The sequence below is a fragment of the Cryobacterium sp. AP23 genome, assembly GCF_054075385.1.
The window spans coordinates 2933215-2956462 of the sequence record NZ_CM133415.1; the positions used below are offsets into that span (position 1 = coordinate 2933215).

The window sequence follows — 23248 nt, forward strand, 5'->3', positions numbered from 1 at the left end:
GACCATTGGAGCCACCGTGGCCGCACTTTCCCGTCTTGATTCCGTCATCGCCCTCGCCCGTCACCGCGGCTTCGTGTTCCAGGCGGGTGAGATCTACGGCGGCAGCAAGTCGGCCTGGGACTACGGGCCCCTCGGTGTGGAGCTGAAGGAGAACATCAAGAAGCAGTGGTGGCGCTTCATGGTCACCAGCCGCGACGACGTCGTCGGCCTGGACTCCTCCGTCATCCTGCCGCGCAAGGTCTGGGAGGCCTCCGGCCACGTCGAGGTCTTCTCCGACCCGCTGGTGGAGTGCACCAGCTGCCACAAGCGTTTCCGCGAAGACCACCTGATCGAGGAGTTCGAGGAGAAGAAGGGCCGCGCCCCCGAGGGCGGCATCGACGGCATCGCCTGCCCCAACTGCGGCAACCGGCACACCTGGACCGAGCCGCGCGCGTTCTCCGGCCTGCTCAAGACCTTCCTCGGCCCCATCGACGACGAGGCCGGCATGCACTACCTGCGCCCCGAGACCGCGCAGGGCATCTTCGTGAACTTCGCCAACGTGCTCCAGGCCGCCCGCATGAAGCCCCCGTTCGGCATCGGCCAGATCGGCAAGAGCTTCCGCAACGAGATCACCCCCGGAAACTTCATCTTCCGCACCCGCGAGTTCGAGCAGATGGAGATGGAATTCTTCGTCGAGCCCGGCAGCGACGAGGAATGGCACCAGTACTGGATCGACCAGCGGATGAGCTGGTACACCGGCCTCGGCATCAACATCGAGAACCTGCGCCTGTTCGAGCACCCCGCCGAGAAGCTCTCGCACTACTCCAAGCGCACCGTCGACATCGAGTACCGCTTCGGCTTCACCGGCAGCGAGTTCGGCGAGCTCGAGGGTGTGGCCAACCGCACCGACTTCGACCTCAAGACCCACTCCGAGGCCTCCGGCAAGGACCTCTCCTACTTCGACCAGACCAAGAACGAACGCTGGATCCCGTACGTGATCGAGCCCGCGGCGGGCCTCACCCGCTCACTGATGGCGTTCCTGGTCGACGCGTACCACGAGGAAGAAGTGCCCAACGCGAAGGGCGGCGTCGACAAGCGCACCGTGCTCAAGCTCGACCCGCGCCTGGCCCCGATCAAGGCCGCCGTGCTGCCGCTGAGCCGTAACGAGGCCCTCTCGCCGATGGCCCGCTCGCTGGCCGCGCGGCTCCGCGAATCGTGGAACGTGGACTTCGACGACGCCGGCGCCATCGGCCGTCGCTACCGCCGCCAGGACGAGATCGGCACGCCGTACTGCATCACGGTGGACTTCGACTCGCTCGACGACCAGGCCGTGACCGTGCGTGACCGCGACACCATGGCGCAGGAGCGCGTGCCCCTGGCCGAGCTCGACGCCTACCTGGCCGTGCGCCTGCGCGGAGCGTAACCCGCCATCCCCCCCCCCGGCCGCCCTCCAACTCGGCCGGGGTGGCATAACTCCTGCAATTTTTGGGAAACCGGCCCCAAACCGGGTGTTTTACCCCGAAGTCGCAGAAATTGCAGGAGTTGTGCTCAGGGGAGGGTGAGGTCGATCAGGGTGACGCCGGCCTCGGGCCGGGGCGCCGACATGGCGGCCAGCGCCGCCGGCGCATCCGCCAGCGGGATGCGGTCGGCGATCAGGTCCTGCGGGCGCAGCGTGCCGCCGGCGACGAGCGCCATCAGCTCCGGGTAGTCGCTCGCGGGCATACCGTGGCTGCCGAGCACGGCCAGCTCGCGGCCGATCACGAGGCCTAATGGCAGCCGTGGGTCCTCGGCGAGCAGGCCGATCTGCACGTGCCGGCCGCGGGTGGCCAGCGAGCGGATGGCGATGCCCACCGTGTTCTCCCGGCCGAGCGCCTCCACCGACACCTGGGCGCCACCGTCGGAGAGCAGCCGGACGCGGTCCACGACCGCATCGTCGCTCATCCCGGTGGAGTTCACCGTGTAGGCGGCGCCGGCCCTGGCGGCGGCGGCGAGGGCGTCCACGCTGATATCCACGGCGATCACCCGGGCGCCGAGCGCCTGGCCGATCATCACGGCGGACAGGCCCACGCCGCCGCAGCCGATCACCACGAGGGTTTCGCCGGCCGCCAGCTTGGCCTGGTGCACCAGGCCGCGGTACGAGGTCGCGAACCGGCAGCCCAGCAGGGCCGCGGCGCCGGCATCGAGGTCGTCCGGCACGGCGACAAGGTTGACGTCGGCGTTGTGCAGCGCCACCTTCTCGGCGTAGGAGCCCCAGTGGGTGAAGCCGGGTTGGGTCTGGTTGCGGCAGACCTGGGCGTTGCCGCTCGCGCACTCCGGGCAGTCGCCGCAGGCGCAGACGAAGGGCACGGTGACCCGCTGCCCCACCGTGAAGCGGGTGACGAGGGGGCCGGCGGAGTCGATGACGCCGACGAGTTCATGGCCGGGAACGTGCGGCAGGGCTATGCCGTCGTCGTGGCCGAGCCAGCCGTGCCAGTCGCTGCGGCACAGGCCGGTGGCCTCCACCCGCACCACGACGCCGGCGGCGCTGGGCTCAGGGTCGGCCACCTCGCGGAGTTCCGGCAGCACGCCGAACTCGTCGAACCAGACGGCCCGCACGTCAGGAGGCGGCGTCGGCCGCGCCGGCCGGGCCGGGCAGCTCGATGGGCGCCTCTGCCACCTCGGGCAGGGTCACGTCGATGCCGAACAGGGCGTCGAGCCCGCCGAGGAACGCGGCCTGCTCACCGGCCCTGGCCAGCTCACGCGAACGCACCATCGGCGTGTGCAGCAGCACCCCGGTGAGGTGCCGAAGGGCGGATTCGGTCTGTTCGCTGTTGTCGCCGCGGGCGTGGGCGCGCTCGATCTCGGCGTCGAGGATGTCGAAGATATAGGAGCGCAACGCCACGACGGCCGGCGCCAGGCTCTGCTCCTCGGCCACGGCCGAGAACTTCTTGGCGGCGCGGCCCACCAGCTTGCGTGCCTCGCTCGTGGCGTTGAGCTGTTCGAGCGGCGCGTGGATGCGGATGGTCTCGAGGTCGAGCAGCTCGACACCGGGCACCTCGCTCACGTCGGGGTCGACGTTGCGGGGCAGGCCGAGGTCGATGACCAGCTGGCGCGCGGTCTCGGTGTCGCCGACCGGGCAGGACCGCACGGCGGGCCCCTCGCCGGTGAGGCTCGCAACGGGGGCCGCGGCGGCGTGCCGGGCGGCCAGCAGTTGGCGGCCGGCTGTGAGGATGGCCGCGTCGATGACGTGGTGCTCTGCGGTGGTACAGGTGAGGATCAGGTCGGCCAGCGCGGTCTCGGTGGCCAGCGCGTCGGCATCCGTCGGTACCGCGGCGATGTCGTGCGAGCCGGCGAACCGGGCGGCCCGGCCGGAGGGGGAGTAGACGCGCACGTCGGTGACGCCGAGGTCGCGGAGGGCGGCCAGCGAGGCGCCGGCGTAACGCCCGGTGCCCACCAGCAGCACCCGGGTGTGCGCCCAGTCGGTGACCCGGCTCTCGGCCAGTTCAAGCGACAGGCGCACGAGCGACCGGCCCGCGGCGCCGATGCCGGTGCGGTTCTTCACGCCGCGGGAGGTCTGCGAGGCGCGCTGGAACAGACGCTCCAGTTCGGGGCTGGTGGTGCCCTGGGCGCGGGCTTCCTCGAGGGAGCGGCGCACCTGGCCGGCGATCTCGCCCTCGCCGACGACGACGGATTCGAGCCCGCTGGTGACGGCGAAGAGGTGCTCGGCGACGCCGTTGCCGTGCACAAGGTCGAGGGTGTCGCGCAGCAGGTCGGCGCTCACGCCGGTGCTGGCGCTGACGGCGTCGATGGCGGCGTAAACCGCGGGCAACGGGGAGACGCCGAAGGGTTCGTCCAGGTCGAGATAGGCCTCGAACCGGTTGCAGGTGGCCACGACAACGGCTCCGCTGAGAGCGTCGTGCCCGGTGAGCATGCCACCGGCGGCGGCGTCCGCGCCGACGGAGAGCTTTTCGAGCACGTCAAAGCTGGAGTTCTTGTGGTTCGCGGACAGACAAATCAGCACTGCTTGATTCTACGTTGTGTAGCAGTGTGCCCAGGAATCGTTTGGGTCACGGATTTAGGAGACAATTGATGGTGATGAACCTTGACGAGTTTCACCCTCTTGCCGCCGGACGCACCTCCGACTCCCGCCTGATCCGGGCCTACCAGGGCACCCGGCCCGCAGTGACCCCGGTGTGGTTCATGCGCCAGGCCGGCCGGTCGCTGCCGGAGTACCGCGAGCTGCGGGTGGGCACCCGCATGCTCGACGCCTGCCTCGACCCCGAGATGGCCAGCGAGATCACCCTGCAGCCGATCCGCCGGCACGGCGTCGACGCCGGCATCCTGTTCAGCGACATCGTCGTGCCGCTCAAGCTCGTCGGCGTCGACGTTGAGATCGTCGCCGGCAAGGGCCCGGTGCTCTCCGAGGCGGTCCGCACCGCGGCGGATGTCGAACGCCTCACCGCGCTGGACCCCGCCGTGCTCGACACCGCGCTCGAACCGATCCGGCAGGCCGTCGCCCGCACCGTCGCCGAGCTGGGCTCGACCCCGCTGATCGGCTTCGCCGGGGCGCCGTTCACCCTGGCCGCGTACATCGTCGAGGGCGGTCCGTCCAAGGACCACATCCACGCCCGCACGCTCATGCACTCCGACCCGGATGCCTGGGCGGCGCTGATGGCGTGGACCGCGGAGGTCACCGGCCGGTTCCTGCGCGCGCAGGTGCTCGCCGGCGCCAGCGCCGCGCAGCTGTTCGACTCCTGGGCCGGTGCGCTCTCGCTCGACGACTACTCCCGGTTCGTGGCCCCGGCCTCGACCGCCGCGATCGCGCACGTGCGTGACCTCACCTACTCGGAGTCGACCGGTGACGAGGCCGCGGACCCGCAGTCGATCCGCCGCAACGTGCCCGTTGTGCACTTCGGTGTCGGCACCGGCGAGCTGCTCAAGGCCATGCACGGCATCGGCGCCGACGTCGTCGGCGTGGACTACCGGGTGCCCCTCGACGAGGCCAGCCGGCGCCTCGGCGGGGTCGTGCCCGTGCAGGGCAACATCGACCCTGCCCTGCTCAACGCGCCCTGGCCGGTGCTCGAGGCGCACGTTCTCGACGTGCTCGAGCGCGGCCGCACGGCGCCTGCGCACGTGCTCAACCTCGGCCACGGCGTGCCGCCGGAGACGAACCCCGACGTGCTCACCCGCCTGGTGCAGTTCGTGCACGAAACCAGTTCCACCCCCTCACTCGCCCTGTAGCGAGCACTGAGCCCGCGGCGTCTGCGCCCCGGGCGGAAGGCACGGTCATGAAAGACGTCTTGGTCATCGGCGGCGGTGTCGCCGGGCTGGTGGCGGCCCGCGAGTGCGCCCACCTCGGGCTCAGCGTGACGGTGCTGGAGGCGGCCGACGCCGTCGGCGGCGCGGTCGGCAGCCACGAGGTGGCCGGCCTGCGCCTGGACAGCGGGGCGGAGAGCTTCGCGGTGCGCGGGAACACCGTGGCGGCGTTCCTCGCCGACCTCGGCCTCACCGAGGAGATCCTCGAGCCCAACCCGGCCGGCGCGTGGCTGCACCTGCCGCCGACCCGCGCCGGCGGCGCCCCGGTGACGGTGCCGCTGCCGGCCGCCGGCGTGCTCGGCATCCCCGGTTCCCCCCTGGCCGAGGACGTGCGCCGTGCCATCGGCTGGTCCGGCGCCCTGCGCGCCTACGCCGACCGGCTCATGCCGGTGCTCAAGATCGGCCGGGAGCACAGCCTCGGCGAACTGGTCGGGAAGCGGATGGGCACCAAGGTGCTCGACCGCCTGGTCAGCCCCGTCGCGGGCGGCGTCTACGCCACCGACGCCGGCGACCTCGAGGTGGATGTCGTCGCGCCGGGCCTGAACAACGCGCTCACCACCGTCGGGTCGCTGTCCGGTGCCGTCCTGGCCCTCCGCACCGCCGCCCCGGCCGGTTCGGCCGTGCGGGGACTGAACGGCGGCATGCACCGCCTGGTCGATGCCCTCGTGGCCGACCTCGAACGCTTCGACGCCGCCATCCTCACCGGCGCCCCGGTGACCGGTTTCCGCCCCGTCGACACCGAGATCGTCGCCGACGACGGCAGTGTGACCACCGAGCGCACCTGGCTGGTGCAGCTCGAGCCGGCGGCGGATGCCGACGCCGCGTCCGACCCATCCGCGTCCGACCCAGCCGTGCCCGCCGACGCCGCGCCGCGCACCCTCGAGTCCCGCCACGTGATCCTCGCGGTTCCGGCGGCCTCTGCCCTCGCCCTGCTCGCCCCGCTCGGGCCGGACTTCGCCGCCGTGGCGGCCGCCGCCTGGCCCGCCCCGGCCGCCGTGGAGCTCGCGACCCTGGTGCTCGACGCCCCCGCCCTCGACGCGCACCCGCGCGGCACCGGTGTCCTCGTCGCGGCCGGCACCCCCGGTGTCACGGCCAAGGCGCTCACCCATGCCACCGCCAAGTGGGCCTGGCTCGACGCACAGACCCCGCCCGGCCGGCACGTCGTCCGGCTGTCCTTCGGCCGGTCCGGGGCACCCGTGCCCACCCTCGGCCTCAGCGACGACGAACTCAGGGACCTCGCGCTGCACGATGCCGCGGCCATCCTCGGGGTCGAACTGTCCGCGTCCCAGGTGCGCGGCTTCGCCCGCACCCTGTGGAGCGACGGGCTGTCGCCGGCCACGATCGGCGCGCCGGAACGCATCCGCCTGGTTCGCGAGGCGGTCGACCAGACCACCGGGCTCGACGTCACCGGCGGCTGGCTCTCCGGCACCGGATTGGCGTCGGTGATTCCCGATGCGATCCAGGCGGGTATCCGCAGCAGGCGGGCAGTGCTAGACCTCTGATCAGGACTGTTCTTCCCCCGGCGCACATGTTCCTCGCCGGTTCGGGGGGTTACGCTGGGAAAAACATGAACGTAACGGAATGGAGTCACAATGCGGGGAAAGCTTCTTTTCATCACGGGCGGGCTCGTCGGCTATGTGCTTGGCGCTCGCGCCGGTCGCCAGCGCTACGACCAGATCGCATCGGCCGCCTCTGACCTGTGGAACCGTCCGCCGGTGCAGCGACGGGTGAACGAGGTCAAGGACTTCGCACTCGAGCGCGTCGGTGACGTTCCCGGTGCACTTATCGACGCGGGCAAGAAGGTCGTCTCGGCCGTGCAGGACAAGACCGCCAAGTCCGGCAAGTCGACCACGCCCACCGAGGCCGGCAGCGCCACCGCGGCGACCAAGGCCGCGGCCGCCGCCAGCAAGTCCGCCAAGGCGGCAGCTGCGTCCGCGACCTCCGCGGCCCAGGACGCCAAGTCCGCCTCCGACAGCGACGCGCAGTAACCATCGCCGACGACGTCCAGGAAGGATGCAAGTGAGCACCAGCGGGTACAACCCCAAGAGCAAGCAGTCTCTGTTCACCCTCCTCAGTGAGCTCCCCGGCCAGATCACCGCGTTGATCAAGGCCGAGATCGACGCCTTCAAGGCTGACATCTCCGGCAAGGCGAAGAACGTGGGAATCGGCCTCGGCCTGTTCATCGGCGCCGCGGTGTTCGCGTTCTTCGCCGTCATCGTCTTCATCGCGCTGGCTGTCATCGCACTCGACCTGGTGCTCCCGCTCTGGCTGGCCGCCCTGATCGTGGCCGTCGCGTTGCTCCTCGTCGCGGTGATCCTGGCCCTGATCGGGCTCAACCGGGTCAAAAAGGGCACCACGCACGACCCCGACGGCGTGACCGCAAGCATCCAGAAAGACGTCGACGCATTCAAGGGAGTTGGCCAGTATGAGCACTGACGAGACCCAGGAACACCACAGCACCGCCGAACTGCGCGCCGAAGCCGACCGCGCCCGCGCCGCGCTCGCCGGCACCCTGGACGCGATCGAGTACAAGCTCAACGTGCCCAAGCAGGTCAAGATCAACACCCGGCGCGTCACCCTTGGCCTGCACCGGCTCGGTGACGACAACCCGGCCGCGCTCGCCGGCATCGCCTTCGCCGCGGCCGCTGCCGTCGGCACCTGCGTGTGGTGGGGACTCAAGACGGTCCTCGACCGCCGCTGACCCCGGCGTAATCCGGGCACAGCAGCCAGCGGTGACGGGGGTGTCGGCTTCGGCCGGCACCCCTTCGTCGTGCCTCCAGCCGGCAGCCGACAACAGCCGACCAATGGTCGGGATTCGGCGTCGGTCGGGGCGGCCGGCGGTCTACTTTTGGCTCTCCGGGCAAAGCGGTGGAGACTAGTACACATGACTCACCCGGCTGCCGGAGAGGCAGTAGACATGACCGTGCCCACCCCCGATTCACACACCTCGACAGAGGCTGAACCCACCGAGGCTTCCCCCTCCGGATTCACCCTCTTCACCGTGCTGCGCAAGGACCCGTCCAACCCCGACGACCTCGATGGCCGCGACGTGCCGCGATTCGTGGACGAGCTCGACGACATCATCGCCCTCGTCGAAGCCGAGGGTGTGACCCTGCGCGGCATCTACGACGTCTCCGGCCTCCGCGCCGACGCCGACGTGATGCTCTGGACCCACGCCGACGAGGCCCAGACCCTGCAGTGGGCCAACCGCGAACTGCGTCGCAGCCGCCTGCTCAAGAGCCTGCTGCCCACCTGGAACGCCATGGGAGTGCACCGCGACGCCGAATTCAACAAGAGCCATGTCCCCGGCTTCCTCCGCGGCGTCGAGCCCAAGGGCTGGCTCACCGTGTACCCGTTCGTGCGCAGCTACGAGTGGTACCTGCTGCCGGAGGCCGAGCGCAGCAAGATGCTCGCCGACCACGGCCGCAAGGGTGCCGCGTTCCGTGGAGCCATCGCCAACACCGTCTCCTCGTTCGCCCTCGGCGACTACGAGTGGCTGCTGCCGATCGAGTCGGATGAGCTCACCGAGCTCGTCGACCTGATGCGGGAACTCCGCGCCACCGACGCCCGCATGCACGTGCGCGAAGAGGTCCCGTTCTATACCGGCCGCCGGATCACCACCGCCGAACTGGTGGAGGTCCTCCAGTAATGCCGAACTACGACGCCATCCTGCTCGCCGGGTTCGGCGGCCCTGAAGGCCAGGACGACGTGATCCCGTTCCTGCGCAACGTCACCCGCGGCCGTGGCATCCCGGAAGAACGCCTCGAAGAGGTTGCGGTGCACTACCGGCACTTCGGCGGCATCAGCCCGATCAACCAGCAGAACCGGGTGCTCCGCGCCGCCCTGCAGGCCGAACTCGAGCGTCGCGGCATCGATCTGCCCGTGCTGTGGGGCAACCGCAACTGGGCGCCGTACCTGCCGGAGACCATCGCCGAGGCGCACGCCGCCGGCCAGGACCGGCTGCTCGCCATCGCCACCAGCGCCTACAGCTCCTACTCCGGCTGCAGGCAGTACCGCGAGGACTTCGCGGCGGCGCTGGATTCGACCGGGCTCACCGGTACCGTGCAGATCGACAAGATCCGCCAATTCTTCGACCACCCCGGCTTCGTCACCCCGTTCATCACCGGTGTGCGCCAGGGCCTGGCCGACGTCGAGGCCCAGATCCCCGGCATCAACCTCGCCACCGAGGTGGAGGTGCTGTTCTCGACGCACTCGATCCCGTCCACGGATGCCGCCAAGAGCGGCCCGGCCGACCGCGGCTTCGGGCCGGACGGCGCCTACGCCGCCCAGCACCTGGCCGTGGCCGACGTGGTCATGCAGGGCCTCGAGTCGCCGTGGCAGCTGGTGTACCAGTCCCGCAGCGGCCCGCCCAGCATGCCGTGGCTCGAGCCCGACATCAACGACGCGATCGCGCTGCTGCCCGCGCGCGGCATCCGCGCCGTGGTCATCGTGCCGCTCGGCTTCGTCAGCGACCACATGGAGGTCATGTGGGACCTCGACAACGAGGCCACCGAGACGGCGAAGGAGCACGGCCTGTTCTCAGTGCGCGTGCCCACCCCCGGCGCCGACCCCGTCTACGTGTCCGGCCTCATCGACCTCGTCGAGGAACGCCTCAACGACGTTCCCGCTGAGGACCGCCCCGCGCTGACCAACCTGGGTCCCTGGTACGACGTCTGCCGGCCGGGCTGCTGCGAGAACGTGCGCCTCGGCTTCAAACCGGCGGTTGCGGGCGTGGCACCGTGAGCACCATCCGCGTCGGCACCCGCGGCAGTGAACTCGCGATGGCCCAGACCACGACCATCGCCAACCGCATCCAGGCGGCGACCAGCGCTGAGGTGGAGATCATCCCGATCACCACGCACGGCGACGTCTCCCGGGAGTCGCTCTCCAGCCTCGGTGGCACCGGCGTCTTCGCGAGCGCGCTGCGCGAGGCCCTGCTGAACGACGAGTGCGACGTCGTGGTGCACTCCTTCAAGGACCTGCCCACCGACCCCTACGCGGGCCTGGTCATTGGGGCAACGCCCAAGCGCGCCGACGCCAGAGACGTGCTCTGCGCCCGCGCCGGCTTCACCCTGGCCACCCTGCCGGAAGGCGCCAAGGTCGGCACCGGCTCACCCCGCCGAGCCGCCCAGCTGCGGGAGAAGCGCCCCGACCTCGAGGTTGTCGACATCCGCGGCAACGTCGGCACCCGGCTCGCCCTGATCACCGACGACAAGCTCGACGCCGTCGTGCTCGCCGCCGCGGGCCTCGGCCGGCTCGGCCTGCTCGAGAACATGGCCACCGACTACCTCGAGCTCTCCGACTGGCCCACCGCGCCCGGCCAGGGTGCCCTGGCCGTCGAGGTGCGCGAGGGTAAGCCCGACCGCCTGCTCACCAAGGCCCTCGCCGTGCTCAACCACGCCACCACCCAGGCCACCGTGACCGCCGAGCGCCACGTGCTCGCCCGGCTCGAGGCCGGCTGCGCCGCCCCGATCGGCGCGACCGCCGTGATCGACGACGGCCTGCTCTTCCTCACCGCCACCGTGTACAGCCCCGACGGCACCCGCCGGATCACGGCCTCGCACGCGGCGACCCCCGAATCACACTCCGTTGCCGACCTGCAGGATGCCGCGCTCGACGTCGCCGAACGCGCCGCTACGGAGCTCCTCGCCGGCGGAGCCGCCGAATTCGCCCCGCTGAAAGTGACCTCATGAGCCACAATCCCGATAAACCCCTGGCCGGCTGGCGCGTGCTCGTTCCGCGCGGCGGCCCCTGGGGCGACCAGGTCGCTGCCAACCTCCGCTCCCGCGGTGCGTTGCCGATCGTGGCGCCGATGATCAACTTCGCGCCCACCGACGACGCCCCCGCGCTCGAGACGGCCCTGGCCAAGCTCGCCAACGGCGACTTCGACTGGATGACCGTGACCAGCGCCACCACCGTCGACGTCCTGTCGTCGCACCGGGCTGTCGTGGCACCGGGCACCCGCATCGCGGCAGTGGGCGAGACCACCGCCGCCGCACTCATCGCCGCCGGTTACCACGTCGACATCGTGCCGTCGGAAGACAACTCGGCCAAGGGCCTGCTGTCGGAGTGGGAAGCGGCCACCCAGGGCGTCATCCCGCTGCGCGTGCTCACCCTGCGCTCCGAGATCGCCAAGCCGCTGCTGACCGAGGGCCTGCGCCGCATCGGCCACAACGTGGAGTCCGTCGTCGCGTACCGCACCGTGGGTGTCCCGGTCGCCGACCGGGTCGTCGCCGACGTCAAGGCCGGCCGGGTGCATGCCGTGCTCGTCACGAGCGGCAGCGTCGCGCAGCAGGTGCAGGACCAGCTCGGTCCGATTCCGCGCACCACCCTGATCGCCTGCATCGGCCCGCGCACGGCGAAGGATGCCGAGGTCATCGGCCTGCACGTTGACGTCGTCGCTGCCGCCGCCAATGCGGAGTCCCTCATCGAGGCCCTCGTGCGCCTCGCCCCCCGCGACCTCTAGCCGCCTTCATCCGCCGCGCCGCTCCCGAGCGGTCTCGAGTTGCATAACTCCTGCAATTTTCCACCCGGCGGCCCGCGGATGCCGGAATTCCGCGAGTCGGCGCCACCACGCGAGAATTCTGCAGGAGTTGTGTTTTCTGGCGACGAGTCGGCGTGCGGAACCGACCGGGGTCGGCGGCACCACTGCTCTCAGGCGGGAGGCCTAGGCTGGTCGGGTGATAAACCCCGTCATCCGCCCGCGACGACTGCGCAGCACCCCCGCACTGCGTCGCCTGGCCAGCGAAACCCGTGTCCACCCCGCCGAGCTCGTCCTGCCGCTGTTCGTGCGTGAAGGAGCGGAGTCGACCCCGATCTCCTCGATGCCCGGCATCGTGCAGCACAGCATCGACGGGGCCCGCCGGGCCGTGGCCGAGGCCGCCGCGGCCGGCATCGGCGGCGTGATGCTCTTCGGTGTTCCCTCGGTGCGCGACGCCACCGGCACCGGCGCCACCGACCCGGACGGCATCCTCAACGCCGCCACCCGCGCCGTCGTCGCCGAGGTGGGCGATGCCCTGGTCGTGCAGACCGACCTGTGCCTGGACGAATTCACCGATCACGGCCACTGCGGCGTGCTCGCCGCCGACGGCCACGTCGACAACGACGCCACGCTGATCCGCTACAACGGCATGGCCCTCGCGCAGGCCGAGGCCGGGTCGGCGCTGCTCGGCCTCTCCGGCATGATGGACGGCCAGGTCGCCTCCGTGCGCGGCACCCTCGACGCCGCCGGCTACGCCGACACCGCGGTGCTCGCCTACTCCGCCAAATACGCCTCCGCCTACTACGGCCCGTTCCGCGAGGCCGTGCAGTCCACCCTGGTCGGCGACCGCCGCACCTACCAGCTCGACCCCGCCAACCGTCGTGAGGGCGTGCGGGAGGCCCGCATCGACATCGACGAGGGCGCCGACGTCGTGATGGTCAAGCCCGCCGGCAGCTACCTCGACGTGCTCGCCGAGGTCGCCGCCATGAGCGAAGTGCCCGTCTGGGCGTACCAGGTCTCCGGCGAGTACGCCATGATCGAGGCCGCCGCCGCGCAGGGCTGGATCGACCGCCGCCGTGCCATCGAGGAGTCGGTGCTCAGCATCCGCCGGGCCGGCGCCGACGCGATTCTCACCTACTGGGCGGTCGAACTCGCCGCCTGGCTCACCGAAACGGATGCCCGATGACGCACACCACCCACAACGACGACCTGTTCGCCCGCGCCCAGCTCTCCATCCCCGGCGGCGTCAACTCGCCGGTGCGGGCCTTCCGTTCGGTCGGCGGCACCCCGCTGTTCCTGGTGAAGGCGCAGGGCGCCTACGTCACCGACTCCGACGGCCGCGACTACGTCGACCTGGTGAGCTCGTGGGGCCCCGCAATCCTCGGCCACGCCCACCCCGCCGTGGTCGCCGCCGTGCAGGAGGCCGCCGCGCTCGGGCTCTCCTTCGGCGCCTCCACCCCCGGCGAAACCGTGCTGGCCGAACTCGTGAAGGGCCGGGTCGGCGCGATCGAGAAGCTCCGCCTGGTCTCCACCGGCACCGAGGCCACCATGACGGCCATCCGGCTGGCCCGCGGGTTCACCCAGCGTGACCTGCTGATCAAGTTCGCCGGCCACTACCACGGGCACTCCGATGGCCTGCTGGCCGAGGCAGGCTCCGGACTGGCCACCCTCGCGCTGCCCGGCTCGGCCGGCGTTACCGCGGCCACCGCCGCACAGACGCTGGTGTTGCCGTACAACGACCTCGAGGCGGTTCGCGCCGCATTCGAGGCGTACCCCGGCCAGATCGCCGCCGTGATCACCGAGGCCGCCGCCGCCAACATGGGTGTCGTCGCCCCGGATGCCGGCTTCAACGCCGGGCTCTCCGACCTCGCGCACGAATACGGTGCGCTGCTCATCGTCGACGAGGTCCTCACCGGCTTCCGGGTCAACCCGGGCGGCTACTGGGCCCTGCAGGCCGAGGACGGCGAGACCTACACGCCCGACCTCTTCACCTACGGCAAGGTCATCGGCGGCGGCCTCCCGGTCGCCGCGCTTGGCGGCCGTGCCGACGTGATGGACTTCCTCGCCCCGGCCGGCCCGGTGTACCAGGCCGGAACCCTCTCGGGCAATCCGGTGGCCGTTGCCGCCGGCATCGCCACCCTCACCGCGGCGGACGCCACCGTGTACACCCGCCTCGACGAGACCGCCGAGCTGCTCTCCGATGCCGTCTCCAGCGCCCTCTACGCCGAAGGGGTCGCGCACAGCGTGCAGCACGCCGGCAACCTGTTCAGCTTCGTCTTCGGCCAGGACGCGGCGATCACCCCGCCGCGCAGCTACGCCGAGGTGCAGCGCCAGGAGGCGTTCCGGTACGGCCCGTTCTTCCACTCGATGCTGAGCAGCGGCGTCTCGCTGCCGCCGTCGGTGTTCGAGGCCTGGTTCGTCTCCGCCGCCCACGACGGCGACTCGATCGGTCGCATCCTCGAGGCCCTGCCGGCCGCGGCGAAGGCCGCAGCAGCGGCCCGCCCGGCCGCCTAGCCCGCCGTCCCCCCCGCCCCAACTGTTCCCAAAACGGACAATTGCACCCGGCACACCGGGTGCAATTGTCCGCAGGGGGAACAGTTGGGGTCGGGCAGCGGCCCACGGCCGTGGCGTTATGCCTTTGTGAGGAAAGCGACAGGGGGATTTCCAGCCGGACCGGGCAGACTGGGGGAATGGCTTCCTTGCGCGTGCACCCCGACCGGCTGGAGATTCACCTGACGCCCGCGGAGAAAACGCTGGCGTTCCGCCGGGAGAACCTGGTGATCTCCCGGGACACCATCCGCTCGGTCACGATCACGGACGATCCGTGGATCTGGGTGCGCGGCATCCGTGCTCCCGGCGCCCTCGTGCCGCTGGTGCTGGCGATCGGCGTGTGGAAGTTCCACGGCGGCAAGGACTTCCTCGCGATCAAGCGCCGCCGTCAGGCCGTGGTGATCGACCTGATCGGCGACGAGTTCGCCCGGGTGATCCTGTCCACCAACCACGCACCGGACCTCATCGCCTCGCTCAAGCTCGACGCCACCGACGCGCAGGATGTGCCGGAGCTCGACGAGAGCGCCGCCGAGCCCGCGGTCGAGGATGCGGCAGCCGCTGTCCCGGTCAAGCCCGCCAAGCGGGTGCGCGCGGCCCGGCCCGCCAAGCCTGTCGAGGTCGCCGAACCGAGCGAACCCGCCGAGCCGGTCAAGCCGGTCAAGCCGGTCAAGCGCACCAGGGTCGCGAAGCCGGCCAAGCCGGCCGATGCGGTGGCGCCGGCCGACGAGGGTGCGCCCGCCGACGCGGCCGAGCCGTCCCCGGCGGAGAAGCCGGTCAAGCGCGTGCGGGCGCCGAAGAAGGTTGCGACCGTCAGCACGCCCGCCTCGATCGACGCGCCCGAGGCTCCAGAGGCAACCGCGTAGGTCGCCGGACCCCTCTGCGGCGGATCAGCGGATGGTGCTCGCCCGAACGTGGATGCGCTCGCCCGTCTGGCCGAACAGGGTGAGGATCTCCGACGGCTCCGCGCCCGCGCTGCCGAACGCGTGCGGCACCCTGGTGTCGAATTCGGCGACCTCGCCCACCCCGAGGATCAGGTCGTGGTCGCCGAGCACCAGGCGCAGCCGGCCGGTGAGGACGTAGAACCAGTCGTAGCCCTCGTGGGTGCGCTGCTCGAAGGTGTCATCATCGGTGCGCCCCGGGAGGATCATCTTGTACGCCTGCAGCCCACCGGGGGTGCGGCTGAGCGGGATGAAGGTCTTGCCGTGCCGGGTGAACGGGCGCTGGTCGAGGCGCGGGTCGTCCTCCGCCGGAGTGTGCACCAGGTCGTCGATGGTGACGTCGTGCGCGGTCGAAAGCGCGAGCAACAGCTCGAGGGTCGGCTTGCGCTGGCCGGACTCGAGCCGGGACAACGTGCTCTCCGAAATGCCGGTGGCGGCCGAGAGTTGCGCCTGGGTGCGTCCGCTCTGCAGGCGGAGTTCCCGCAGGCGTGCGCCCACGGTCTGCAAGACGGATGGTGCGTCGCTGGTCATGCCACCCATCCTGCCAGACCGGCAAGCCCTCTTGCCACTCAGGCCAGGCGGTCGAGGAACTGGATGGAGCGCTCGAGGATGAGTTCCGAAAGCTCTTCGTCGTACTCGGCGAGGCTGGAATCGGCGATGAGGTGCGCCGAGCCGGGGTAGATGAAAAGCTCGGCGTGGCCGGCCTCCCCGGCCAGCTGCTCCACCTCGTCCATTTCCACCCACTCGTCACCCTCGGCGACGTGCACCTGCAACGCCGTCGACGCGGGCCATCCCGACCCGAACGTGGCCGCCGGGATACCGCCGTGGAAGAGCAGCGCGCCGAGCGCTCCCGGCCGGCTCTGGGCGAGCTTCTGGGCCGGCAGCGTGCCGAGCGAGAAGCCGGCGTAGACCGTGTCCGTGGGCAGGTCCTCCGCGGCCAGCCGGCCCCGCTCGATGATGGTCTCGAAGCCGATGGCCTCGGCATTGGCGACCCCGTCGTCGAGCGAGTCGAAGGTGCGCCCCTCGTAGAGATCGGGAACGACGACGTCGTGGCCGGCGTCCCGCAGCCGCTGGGCGAATTCCTCCACCCCGTCGGTCAGGCCCTGGGCGTGGTGGAAGAGGATGACGTGGGTCACAACGGTCCTTTCGGCAAGGTCCGCCCAGGCCGTGCGCCTAGGCGAACAGGAACAGGATGAATCCGATCAGCGGCAGCGTACCCTGCGTGAGCGCAGACTTCACCCGTCCGGGTCCCGTCGTCGTGAGAACGATCGCGGCGAGGAACATCGACGCGGTGCTGAACAGGATCAGGGCCGTACCGGCCTGCTCGAGCCCGCTGAAATAGAGGATCAGGCCGAGGATCGCGCCCACGGCCAGGAACAGGTTGTAAAAACCCTGGTTGTAAGCCAGCGGCTTCGTCGTCTCCGCGTCCGCCTGGCTGGCCAGGCCGAAGCGCTGCCAGATCGCCGGGCGGGTCCACCAGGCACTCTCCATCAGGAAGATGTAGACGTGCAGAAGCGCCGCCAGTGCGACGAAAACGGATGCGACAATGGCCATTCCAAAAGCCTAGCCGGGCGCCCGCGCCGCCGGGTGGCTACCGGCGCACATCCACCACGGTGCGGCCGTGCACCTGGCCGGCCAGGATGCGCTCGGCCGCTCCGAACGATTCCTCCAGCGTGATGACCTCGGTCAGGCCATCGAGCAGCTCGAGGTCCAGGTCGCAGGCCAGGGCGGCCCAGGCCTGCTGTCGCAGCGCCAGCGGGGCTTCAACCGAGTTGATGCCGGCCAGCGTGACGGCGCGGAGGATGAACGGCATCACCGTCGTCGGCAGGTCGGCGCCCTGGGCGAGCCCGCAGGACGCCACCACGCCGCCCTGGTGCGTCTGGGCGAGGATGTTGGCGAGGGTGAAGCTGCCGACCGAGTCCACGGCGCCGGCCCAGCGCTGGGTCTGCAGGGGCTTCCCGGCTTCGTCGAGGGTATGCCGGTCGAGGATCTCGGCCGCACCGAGTCCGCGGAGGTACTCGCCGAGCGCCTCGCCGCGGCCGGTGGAGGCGACGACACGGTAGCCGCGGGCCGCGAGCAGGGCGATCGCGATCGATCCCACCCCGCCGGCAGCGCCGGTGACGAGCACATCGCCCGACTCCGGGGTCACCCCGCCGCGTTCGAGGGCGAGCACGGCGAGCATGGCGGTGAATCCGGCGGTGCCGATGGCGGCGGCGCGGGAGGCGCTCACGGCATCCGGCAGGCGCACGAGGGATGCCCCGGAGACGCGGGCGCGCTCGGCGAGGCCGCCGTGGTGGCTCTCGCCGATGCCGGCGCCGTTGAGGATGACGCGGTCGCCGGCCACCCAGCGGGGGTCCAGGCTGGACTCGACGGTGCCGACCAGGTCGATGCCGGCGATCAGCGGCCACACCCGGGCTACGCCGGGCTTGCCCATCAGGGCCAGGCCGTCCTTGTAGTTGATGCTGGAGAACTCCACCGCCACGGTGACGTCACCGTCCATCAGCGCATCCTCACCGACCGTGCTCAGGGCGGAGCGTTGGGTGCGTTTGCCCGCCTCGTCTTCGGTGCGGGTGACGATGATCGCGCGGAATTCGTTAGCAGCCATGTCTTCACCCTAGACCCGGCCTCTGCCGGTGATCCGGGCGTCACCGGGCCTTTCTGCCCGGCTGGGGGCTAGGTGACGTCGCGCTTCCAGCTGGTGAAGTAGCCGCCGGCGGTGGCGAGGATTCCGTAGGCCAGCAGCACGAGGCCGCCCTGCCAGCTGGTCAGCACCGCCCCGCCCGGGCTGGCGAGGGTGAAGAAACTCGCCCCCACGAGCGCGTCGGAGGCGGCGCCGGGCAGGAACTTGCCGATGTCCGCCGTCACGTCGGTGAACGCCGCGGCGAAGCGCAGCAGCGGCTCCACGAACTGAGTGAAGGCCAGCACGATCACGATGGAGGCGACCTGGCTGGGCACCAGGACACCGAGACCCACCCCGATCACGGCCCACAGGGCCATCGCGAGCACAACCCGGCCGATGAGCGCCCAGGTCTCGCCGTCGGCGAGCAGCGGGTCGACGCCGAAGCCGCCCAGAACCAAGCCGCCGACGCCGACGGAGGCGAGCAAGCCGACCACGCCGAGGCCGGCCCCCACGACGAACAGGGCGATGATCTTGCCGGCGAGGACCCGGCCGCGGCGCGGGGTGGCCAGGAAGGTGGGCGTGAGCGTCTGGTGGCGGAACTCGCCCGTGGTGGCCAGGGCGCCCAGGAGCACCGGGAAGACGTAACCGACGGATGCGGCGAAGCTGTAGATCAGCGGCGGCAGGCTGCCGAGCGCCGAGAGGCCGCCGGCACCCCCTCCGGTGTTGACGGAGTCGGGGCTCAGGGCGCCGCTCTCGACGGCGCCGAACAGGGCGGCGAGGCCGCCCGCGAGCAGGGCGATGTAGGCGAACAGCACAAGCGCCAGGATCCACCACATGCGGGTGCTGAAGATCTTGCTGAATTCGGCCGCCACGGGGCGCAGGATCAGGTTCACAGCGAGTCCCCTCCCTCGACGAGGGCGAGGAAGGAGTCCTCAAGGCCCGCCTTCTGCCGGTGCAGCACGTTCAGCTCCACGCCCGCGGCGAAGGCGATGTGACCCACCTGGCCGGGGTCGGGCACCGCCACGATCAGGCCGGTACGGCCGGAGGTGAAGGTCAGCCCGGCAGCCGTGAGGGCCGCGCCGAGGGCGTCCCGGTCCGGGGAGTCCACGATCACCTGGGGGGCGATGTTGGTGTCCAGGCTCGACAGCGGCCCGGAGTGCACGAGTTCGCCCTTGGCGATGATGATCACGTCGTCCACGCTCTGCTGCACCTCGCTGAGCAGGTGCGAACTGACCAGCACGGTGCGCCCCTCTGCGGCCATGCTGCTGAGGAACCCGCGGATCCACTTGATGCCCTCGGGGTCGAGACCGTTGATCGGTTCGTCGAGCACGAGCACGCCCGGGTCGCCGAGCAGCGAATAGGCCAGGCCGAGGCGTTGGCGCATGCCCAGCGAGTAGCCGCCGACCCGCTGGTCGGCGTGTGCGGCCAGGCCGACGGTGGCGAGCACCTCGGCGACGCGGGTGCGGGGGAGCCCGGCGGCCAGGGTGTAGGCGGCCAGGTGCTTGCTGGCGGTGCGGCCGGGGTGGAAACTGGCCGCCTCGAGCGCGGCGCCCACGGTGTCGAGCGGGCGGGGCAGGTCGCGGTAGCGCAGCCCGCCGAAGGTGGCGGTGCCCGAGGTGGGCGAGACCAGGCCCAGCAGCATCCGCAGGGTGGTGGTCTTGCCGGCGCCGTTCGGCCCGAGGAAACCGGTGACCCGGCCGGGTTCGACGGTGAACGAGAGGTCGTTGACCGCCGTGGTGGGGCCGAACCTCTTGGTGATGTTCTTGAACTCGATGACAGCGCCGATGGGCATTCGTGTCTCCTCTGTCGCTGGCGTCAGTTTATTGGGAAACGGGCCGGTCCGCCCGGGTTTCCCGCCCAGAACCGGGATAAACCGGCCGGAACGCCCTAAGCGGGGATGAATTCGGCGATGCCGGCCAGTAACGCGTCGATCTCGGCGACGGTGCTGTACGGCGCCAGGCCGATGCGCAGGGCGCCGTCGTCGCCGAGCCCGAGGTGCCGGGAGGCCTCCAGCGCGTAGAACGAGCCCGCCGGGGCCAGGATGCCGCGTCCGGCCAGGAACTCGGCCACGTCCGCGGCGGGCCGGCTCGCGAAGTGCACCAGCACGGTGGGGGTGCGCTCGGCCGCCCGGGAATACACGGTGGCGCCGGGAACGGCGGCCAGGCCGGTTTCGAGGCGGGAGCGAAGCGCGTCCTCGTGCGCCTCGGCCAGGCGCTGCGACGCCCGCAGGCGGGCCCGGCGGCTGATGCTCGGCCGGGACGGCACCCCGGTGGCGAGGTCGCCGAGCCCGGCGAGGAAGTCCACGGCGGCGGTCACACCGGCCATCGTCTCGTAGGGCAGGGTGCCGAGCTCGAACCGCTCCGGCACCACATCGGTCGACGGCAGCAGCTTGTCGGGGCGGATGCCGGCCAGAAGCGCCGGGTCGGCCGCCAGTACGCCGCAGTGCGGGCCGAAGAACTTGTACGGCGAGCAGACGAAGAAATCGGCGCCGAGCGCGGCGAGGTCCACGTAGGCGTGGGCGGTGTAGTGCACGCCGTCGACGAACAAGAGGGCGCCGGCCTCGTGCACCACGGCGGCGATGCCGGCGATATCCGGCCGGGTGCCGATCAGGTTGGAGGCCGCGGTCACGGCCACGAGCCGGGTCTGCGCGGTCAGCACGGCGGCGACGGCCGCCACGGGCAGCTCGCCGGTGGCGGGGTCGAAGTCCACCCAGACCAGGGTGGCGCCGGTGCGCTGGGCGGCCTGCACCCAGGGGCGGATGTTCGCGTCGTGGTCCAGGCGCGAGACCACGACCTCGTCGCCCGGCGCCCAGCCCTGGGAGAGGTGACGGGAGAAGTCGTAGGTGAGCTGGGTGGCGCTGCGGCCGTAGACGATGCCCAGCGGATCGGCGCCCAAAAGGTCGGCCATCGCCGAGCGGAACCCGGTGACGGCGTCATCGGCATTGCGCTCCGAGGGGCTGCGCCGGCCGCGGATCGACAGCGGCCCGGTCAGGGTGTCGAGGATGGCCTGGCCGACGGCGAGCGGGGTCTGGGTGCCGCCGGGGCTGTCGAAGTGCACTGAACCGGCGGACAGGGCGGGGAAGGAGGCGCGGATGGCGTCGACGTCGTAGGTCACCCGGCTATCCAAGCATCTATATTCCTCCGGCCCACCGTGATGGCGACGGGCGAATTACCATGTCGCCATGTCCGACACGACAGCCGTGCCCGCCGCCCGTGGGCGAATGCAGGTGGGGGCCGCCCTCGACTCGTTCTTCTTCGTGCTCGCCGGCCTCGCATCCGTGTGGTTGGCGGTGCTGCTTGGCACCGAAAGCCTGGGCCTGGGGTGGGGGCTGCTCTGGTTCGCCGTGCTGTTCTGGGCCCTGCTGGCCTACCTGGTGCTGCCGCGGCTGCACCGCATCCTCACCCGGCTGTACGTGCCCGACTACTTCATCGGCCGCACCCGCACGAGCGACGGCCTGCTGGGTGACCCGGTGAACCTGGCCGTGAACGGCAGCGCCGGCCAGCTGCACGCCGCGTTCGCCGCGGCCGGCTGGACCAGGGCCGACGACGTGACCGTCGCCTCGAGCCTGCGCATCATCTCCTCCACCGTGCGCCGGCGCAGCTACCTGCAGGCGCCGGTCAGCCCGCTGCTCCTGTTCGACCGGATCCAGGACTTCGCCTACCAACAGGAGGTTGAGAACAACCCGGCCAAGCGGCACCACGTGCGTTTCTGGCGTTGTCCGGACGGCTGGATGCTGCCCGGCGGGCACCGGGTGGACTGGCTGGCGGCCGGCACCTTCGACCGGGCGGTGGGGTTGTCCCTGTTCACCCTGCAGGTCACGCACAAGATCGACGAGCACACCGACATCGAGCGGGACCACGTCGTGGCCAGCATCCGGCGCGCGGTGCCGCAGACCCGCATCGTGCTGCTTCGCGACTTCGCCACCGGCTATCACTCCCGCAACGGCGGTGGTGACACCATCCAGACGGATGGCGACCTGCCGGTGATCGACCTGCGCGCGGTGCCGGGGGAGGCCGGCGCCGTCGTCGAACTGACCGGGCTGTCGTGACGCGGGCGGATGCCCGGGCCAGGGTGAAGCGGCCCCCGTCGGTGATCGGCGGGGTGTTGCTGATGGGGGTGCGGGCGCTGACCGGCGGGTTTGCGATCCTCACCGTCCTCACGTCGTGGGACACCTTTGTGGCCACGATCGTGGTCACCGGCGACACGGGCGCCCGGAACGGCCCGCAGACCGCCGGGGCAGTGCTGGGCTGGCTGCTCGGGGCTTACGGGTTCTACCTGCTGCTCTACCTGGGCCTGGCCGTGCTGGTGTTCACCGGTCGCAACTGGGCCCGGGTGGTGGCGATGTCGTTCGCCTCGGTGAGCATCCTGCTCTCGTTCGCCGACTACGCGGTGAACGGCGCCCAGATCACCCTGCGCACCTCGTTGGTGAGTGTCACCATCGACATCCTGATCCTGCTGGCGCTCTCCAGCACCAAGGCGCGCCTCTACGCCCGGGCCGTGCGGGCGGCCCGGGCGGCGCGGTGACGGTCAGCCGTTGAACTCGACCGGGTCGGGGCCGATCCGGGTGTCGGTGTTCAGCCCGTCGATCAGCACCAGGTCGGCGGCGCTGAGCTCGAAGTCGAAGACGGCCAGGTTCTCCGCGATGCGGCTGGGTGTGACCGACTTGGGGATGACGATGCGTCCCTGCTGCAGGTGCCAGCGCAGGATGACCTGCGCGGGGGAGCGGTTCGCCCTGGCGGCGATGTCGAGAATCGTGGGATCGGCGAGCAGGCCGCCCTGGGCCAGCGGGCTCCACGCCTCGGTGGCGATGCCGGTGGCCGCGTTGCGGGCGCGCACCTCCACCTGACTGAGGTTGGGGTGCAGCTCGACCTGGTTCACCGCGGGCACGGTGGTCGAGGTCTGCGCGAGCCGTTCGAGGTGCTCCGGGGCGAAGTTGGAGACGCCGATGGCCCGCACGCGTCCCTCGGCGAGGAGCTGTTCCATCGCCCGCCACGACTCGGTGTAGTTGTCGTTGGCCGGCGCCGGCCAGTGGATCAGGTAGAGGTCGACATAGTCCAGGCCCAACGCGGCCAGGCTGGCCTCATAGGCGGCGAGGGTGCTCGCAAAGCCCTGGTCGCTGTTCCACAGCTTGGTCGTGATGAACAGCTCGTCGCGCGGGATGCCCGACGCGGCCAGGGCGCGGCCCACCCCGGCCTCGTTGCCGTAGATGGCAGCGGTGTCGATGCTGCGGTAGCCCGCGGCGAGGGCGGCGGTCACGGCGGCGGTGGTTTCGTCGTCGGGCACCTGGAAGACGCCGAAGCCGAGCTGGGGGATGGCGACGCCGTTGTTCAGGGTGATGGTGGGGATGCTCATGCGGTGGTCCTTTGCGTCGGGGAGGTCGGGGTC

The 23248-nt window shown here is 71.0% G+C and carries 25 protein-coding genes; 15 read left to right on the forward strand and 10 right to left on the reverse strand.

Annotated features, from left to right (window positions below):
* Positions 1-16 precede the first annotated feature (16 nt).
* Positions 17-1402 (forward strand): glycine--tRNA ligase, encoded by a 1386-nt coding sequence (locus ACU5E9_RS13915; RefSeq protein ID WP_456810504.1) that lies wholly within the window; start codon positions 17-19, stop codon positions 1400-1402.
* 125 nt (positions 1403-1527) lie between these two features.
* Here ACU5E9_RS13915 and ACU5E9_RS13920 read toward each other — a convergent pair whose 3' ends face one another.
* Together ACU5E9_RS13920 and ACU5E9_RS13925 are read right to left on the reverse strand one after the other, a co-directional pair.
* Entirely contained in the window at positions 1528-2574 is a 1047-nt protein-coding gene (locus tag ACU5E9_RS13920) for an alcohol dehydrogenase catalytic domain-containing protein (protein WP_456810505.1), read from the reverse strand.
* Position 2575: 1 nt separating this feature from the next.
* The gene (locus ACU5E9_RS13925) at positions 2576-3979 is read right to left on the reverse strand and encodes a glutamyl-tRNA reductase (protein WP_456810506.1); all 1404 of its coding nucleotides are present in this window, start codon (positions 3977-3979) and stop codon (positions 2576-2578) included.
* Between the two features lie 74 nt (positions 3980-4053).
* Here ACU5E9_RS13925 and hemE point away from each other — a divergent pair, with 74 nt between their 5' ends.
* The 12 genes from hemE to ACU5E9_RS13985 all read left to right on the forward strand — a co-directional run bounded on the left by hemE (position 4054) and on the right by ACU5E9_RS13985 (position 15168).
* Positions 4054-5199: a uroporphyrinogen decarboxylase gene (hemE, locus tag ACU5E9_RS13930; protein WP_456813544.1), complete on the forward strand. Its 1146-nt coding sequence runs from the start codon at positions 4054-4056 to the stop codon at positions 5197-5199.
* A gap of 47 nt (positions 5200-5246) precedes the next feature.
* The gene (locus ACU5E9_RS13935; protein ID WP_456810507.1) at positions 5247-6776 is read left to right on the forward strand and encodes a protoporphyrinogen/coproporphyrinogen oxidase; all 1530 of its coding nucleotides are present in this window, start codon (positions 5247-5249) and stop codon (positions 6774-6776) included.
* A gap of 90 nt (positions 6777-6866) precedes the next feature.
* Positions 6867-7262, forward strand: a complete 396-nt coding sequence (locus ACU5E9_RS13940) for a hypothetical protein (RefSeq protein ID WP_456810508.1) — start codon at positions 6867-6869, stop codon at positions 7260-7262.
* A gap of 31 nt (positions 7263-7293) precedes the next feature.
* Positions 7294-7710 carry a phage holin family protein gene (locus tag ACU5E9_RS13945; RefSeq protein WP_456810509.1) on the forward strand — a complete coding sequence of 139 codons (417 nt, stop codon included), beginning with the start codon at positions 7294-7296 and terminating at the stop codon, positions 7708-7710.
* A complete protein-coding gene (locus ACU5E9_RS13950; protein WP_456810510.1) occupies positions 7700-7975 on the forward strand; it encodes a DUF3618 domain-containing protein in 276 nt (91 codons plus the stop codon). Before ACU5E9_RS13945 ends, ACU5E9_RS13950 begins: the two co-directional genes overlap by 11 nt.
* A gap of 216 nt (positions 7976-8191) precedes the next feature.
* Entirely contained in the window at positions 8192-8923 is a 732-nt protein-coding gene (hemQ, locus tag ACU5E9_RS13955) for a hydrogen peroxide-dependent heme synthase (protein WP_456810511.1), read from the forward strand.
* The gene (locus ACU5E9_RS13960; protein WP_456810512.1) at positions 8923-10017 is read left to right on the forward strand and encodes a ferrochelatase; all 1095 of its coding nucleotides are present in this window, start codon (positions 8923-8925) and stop codon (positions 10015-10017) included. Before hemQ ends, ACU5E9_RS13960 begins: the two co-directional genes overlap by 1 nt.
* Entirely contained in the window at positions 10014-10967 is a 954-nt protein-coding gene (hemC, locus tag ACU5E9_RS13965) for a hydroxymethylbilane synthase (RefSeq protein ID WP_456810513.1), read from the forward strand. The genes ACU5E9_RS13960 and hemC overlap by 4 nt, the downstream gene beginning before the upstream one ends.
* Positions 10964-11740: a uroporphyrinogen-III synthase gene (locus ACU5E9_RS13970; RefSeq protein WP_456810514.1), complete on the forward strand. Its 777-nt coding sequence runs from the start codon at positions 10964-10966 to the stop codon at positions 11738-11740. Before hemC ends, ACU5E9_RS13970 begins: the two co-directional genes overlap by 4 nt.
* A 217-nt stretch (positions 11741-11957) precedes the next feature.
* Positions 11958-12941: a porphobilinogen synthase gene (hemB, locus tag ACU5E9_RS13975; protein ID WP_456813545.1), complete on the forward strand. Its 984-nt coding sequence runs from the start codon at positions 11958-11960 to the stop codon at positions 12939-12941.
* Entirely contained in the window at positions 12938-14269 is a 1332-nt protein-coding gene (gene hemL / locus ACU5E9_RS13980; protein ID WP_456810515.1) for a glutamate-1-semialdehyde 2,1-aminomutase, read from the forward strand. Before hemB ends, hemL begins: the two co-directional genes overlap by 4 nt.
* Before the next feature lie 176 nt (positions 14270-14445).
* The gene (locus tag ACU5E9_RS13985) at positions 14446-15168 is read left to right on the forward strand and encodes a hypothetical protein (protein WP_456810516.1); all 723 of its coding nucleotides are present in this window, start codon (positions 14446-14448) and stop codon (positions 15166-15168) included.
* A 24-nt stretch (positions 15169-15192) separates the two neighbouring features.
* Here ACU5E9_RS13985 and ACU5E9_RS13990 read toward each other — a convergent pair whose 3' ends face one another.
* The 7 genes from ACU5E9_RS13990 to ACU5E9_RS14020 form a co-directional block, all read right to left on the reverse strand.
* Positions 15193-15774, reverse strand: a complete 582-nt coding sequence (locus tag ACU5E9_RS13990) for a helix-turn-helix domain-containing protein (protein WP_456810517.1) — start codon at positions 15772-15774, stop codon at positions 15193-15195.
* Positions 15775-15812: 38 nt separating this feature from the next.
* Positions 15813-16379 (reverse strand): dienelactone hydrolase family protein, encoded by a 567-nt coding sequence (locus ACU5E9_RS13995; RefSeq protein WP_456810518.1) that lies wholly within the window; start codon positions 16377-16379, stop codon positions 15813-15815.
* A 37-nt stretch (positions 16380-16416) separates the two neighbouring features.
* The gene (locus ACU5E9_RS14000; protein ID WP_456810519.1) at positions 16417-16797 is read right to left on the reverse strand and encodes a DUF1304 domain-containing protein; all 381 of its coding nucleotides are present in this window, start codon (positions 16795-16797) and stop codon (positions 16417-16419) included.
* Between the two features lie 37 nt (positions 16798-16834).
* Complete coding sequence (locus tag ACU5E9_RS14005) at positions 16835-17848, reverse strand: MDR family oxidoreductase (RefSeq protein ID WP_456810520.1); 1014 nt, start codon at positions 17846-17848, stop codon at positions 16835-16837.
* A 68-nt stretch (positions 17849-17916) separates the two neighbouring features.
* Entirely contained in the window at positions 17917-18756 is an 840-nt protein-coding gene (locus ACU5E9_RS14010; RefSeq protein ID WP_456810521.1) for an ABC transporter permease, read from the reverse strand.
* Positions 18753-19655 (reverse strand): ATP-binding cassette domain-containing protein, encoded by a 903-nt coding sequence (locus ACU5E9_RS14015; protein WP_456810522.1) that lies wholly within the window; start codon positions 19653-19655, stop codon positions 18753-18755. The genes ACU5E9_RS14010 and ACU5E9_RS14015 overlap by 4 nt, the downstream gene beginning before the upstream one ends.
* Positions 19656-19750: 95 nt before the next feature.
* Positions 19751-20977 (reverse strand): cysteine desulfurase-like protein, encoded by a 1227-nt coding sequence (locus ACU5E9_RS14020; RefSeq protein ID WP_456810523.1) that lies wholly within the window; start codon positions 20975-20977, stop codon positions 19751-19753.
* A 67-nt stretch (positions 20978-21044) separates the two neighbouring features.
* On the opposite strand from ACU5E9_RS14020, the gene ACU5E9_RS14025 reads away from it, so the two are divergent.
* Both ACU5E9_RS14025 and ACU5E9_RS14030 read left to right on the forward strand, forming a co-directional pair.
* Positions 21045-21911 (forward strand): LssY C-terminal domain-containing protein, encoded by an 867-nt coding sequence (locus tag ACU5E9_RS14025; protein ID WP_456810524.1) that lies wholly within the window; start codon positions 21045-21047, stop codon positions 21909-21911.
* A 23-nt stretch (positions 21912-21934) separates the two neighbouring features.
* Positions 21935-22387: a hypothetical protein gene (locus ACU5E9_RS14030; protein ID WP_456810525.1), complete on the forward strand. Its 453-nt coding sequence runs from the start codon at positions 21935-21937 to the stop codon at positions 22385-22387.
* A 3-nt stretch (positions 22388-22390) separates the two neighbouring features.
* Here the strand turns inward: ACU5E9_RS14030 and ACU5E9_RS14035 are convergent, their stop codons facing one another.
* Positions 22391-23215 (reverse strand): aldo/keto reductase, encoded by an 825-nt coding sequence (locus ACU5E9_RS14035; protein ID WP_456810526.1) that lies wholly within the window; start codon positions 23213-23215, stop codon positions 22391-22393.
* Between the last annotated feature and the right edge of the window lie 33 nt (positions 23216-23248).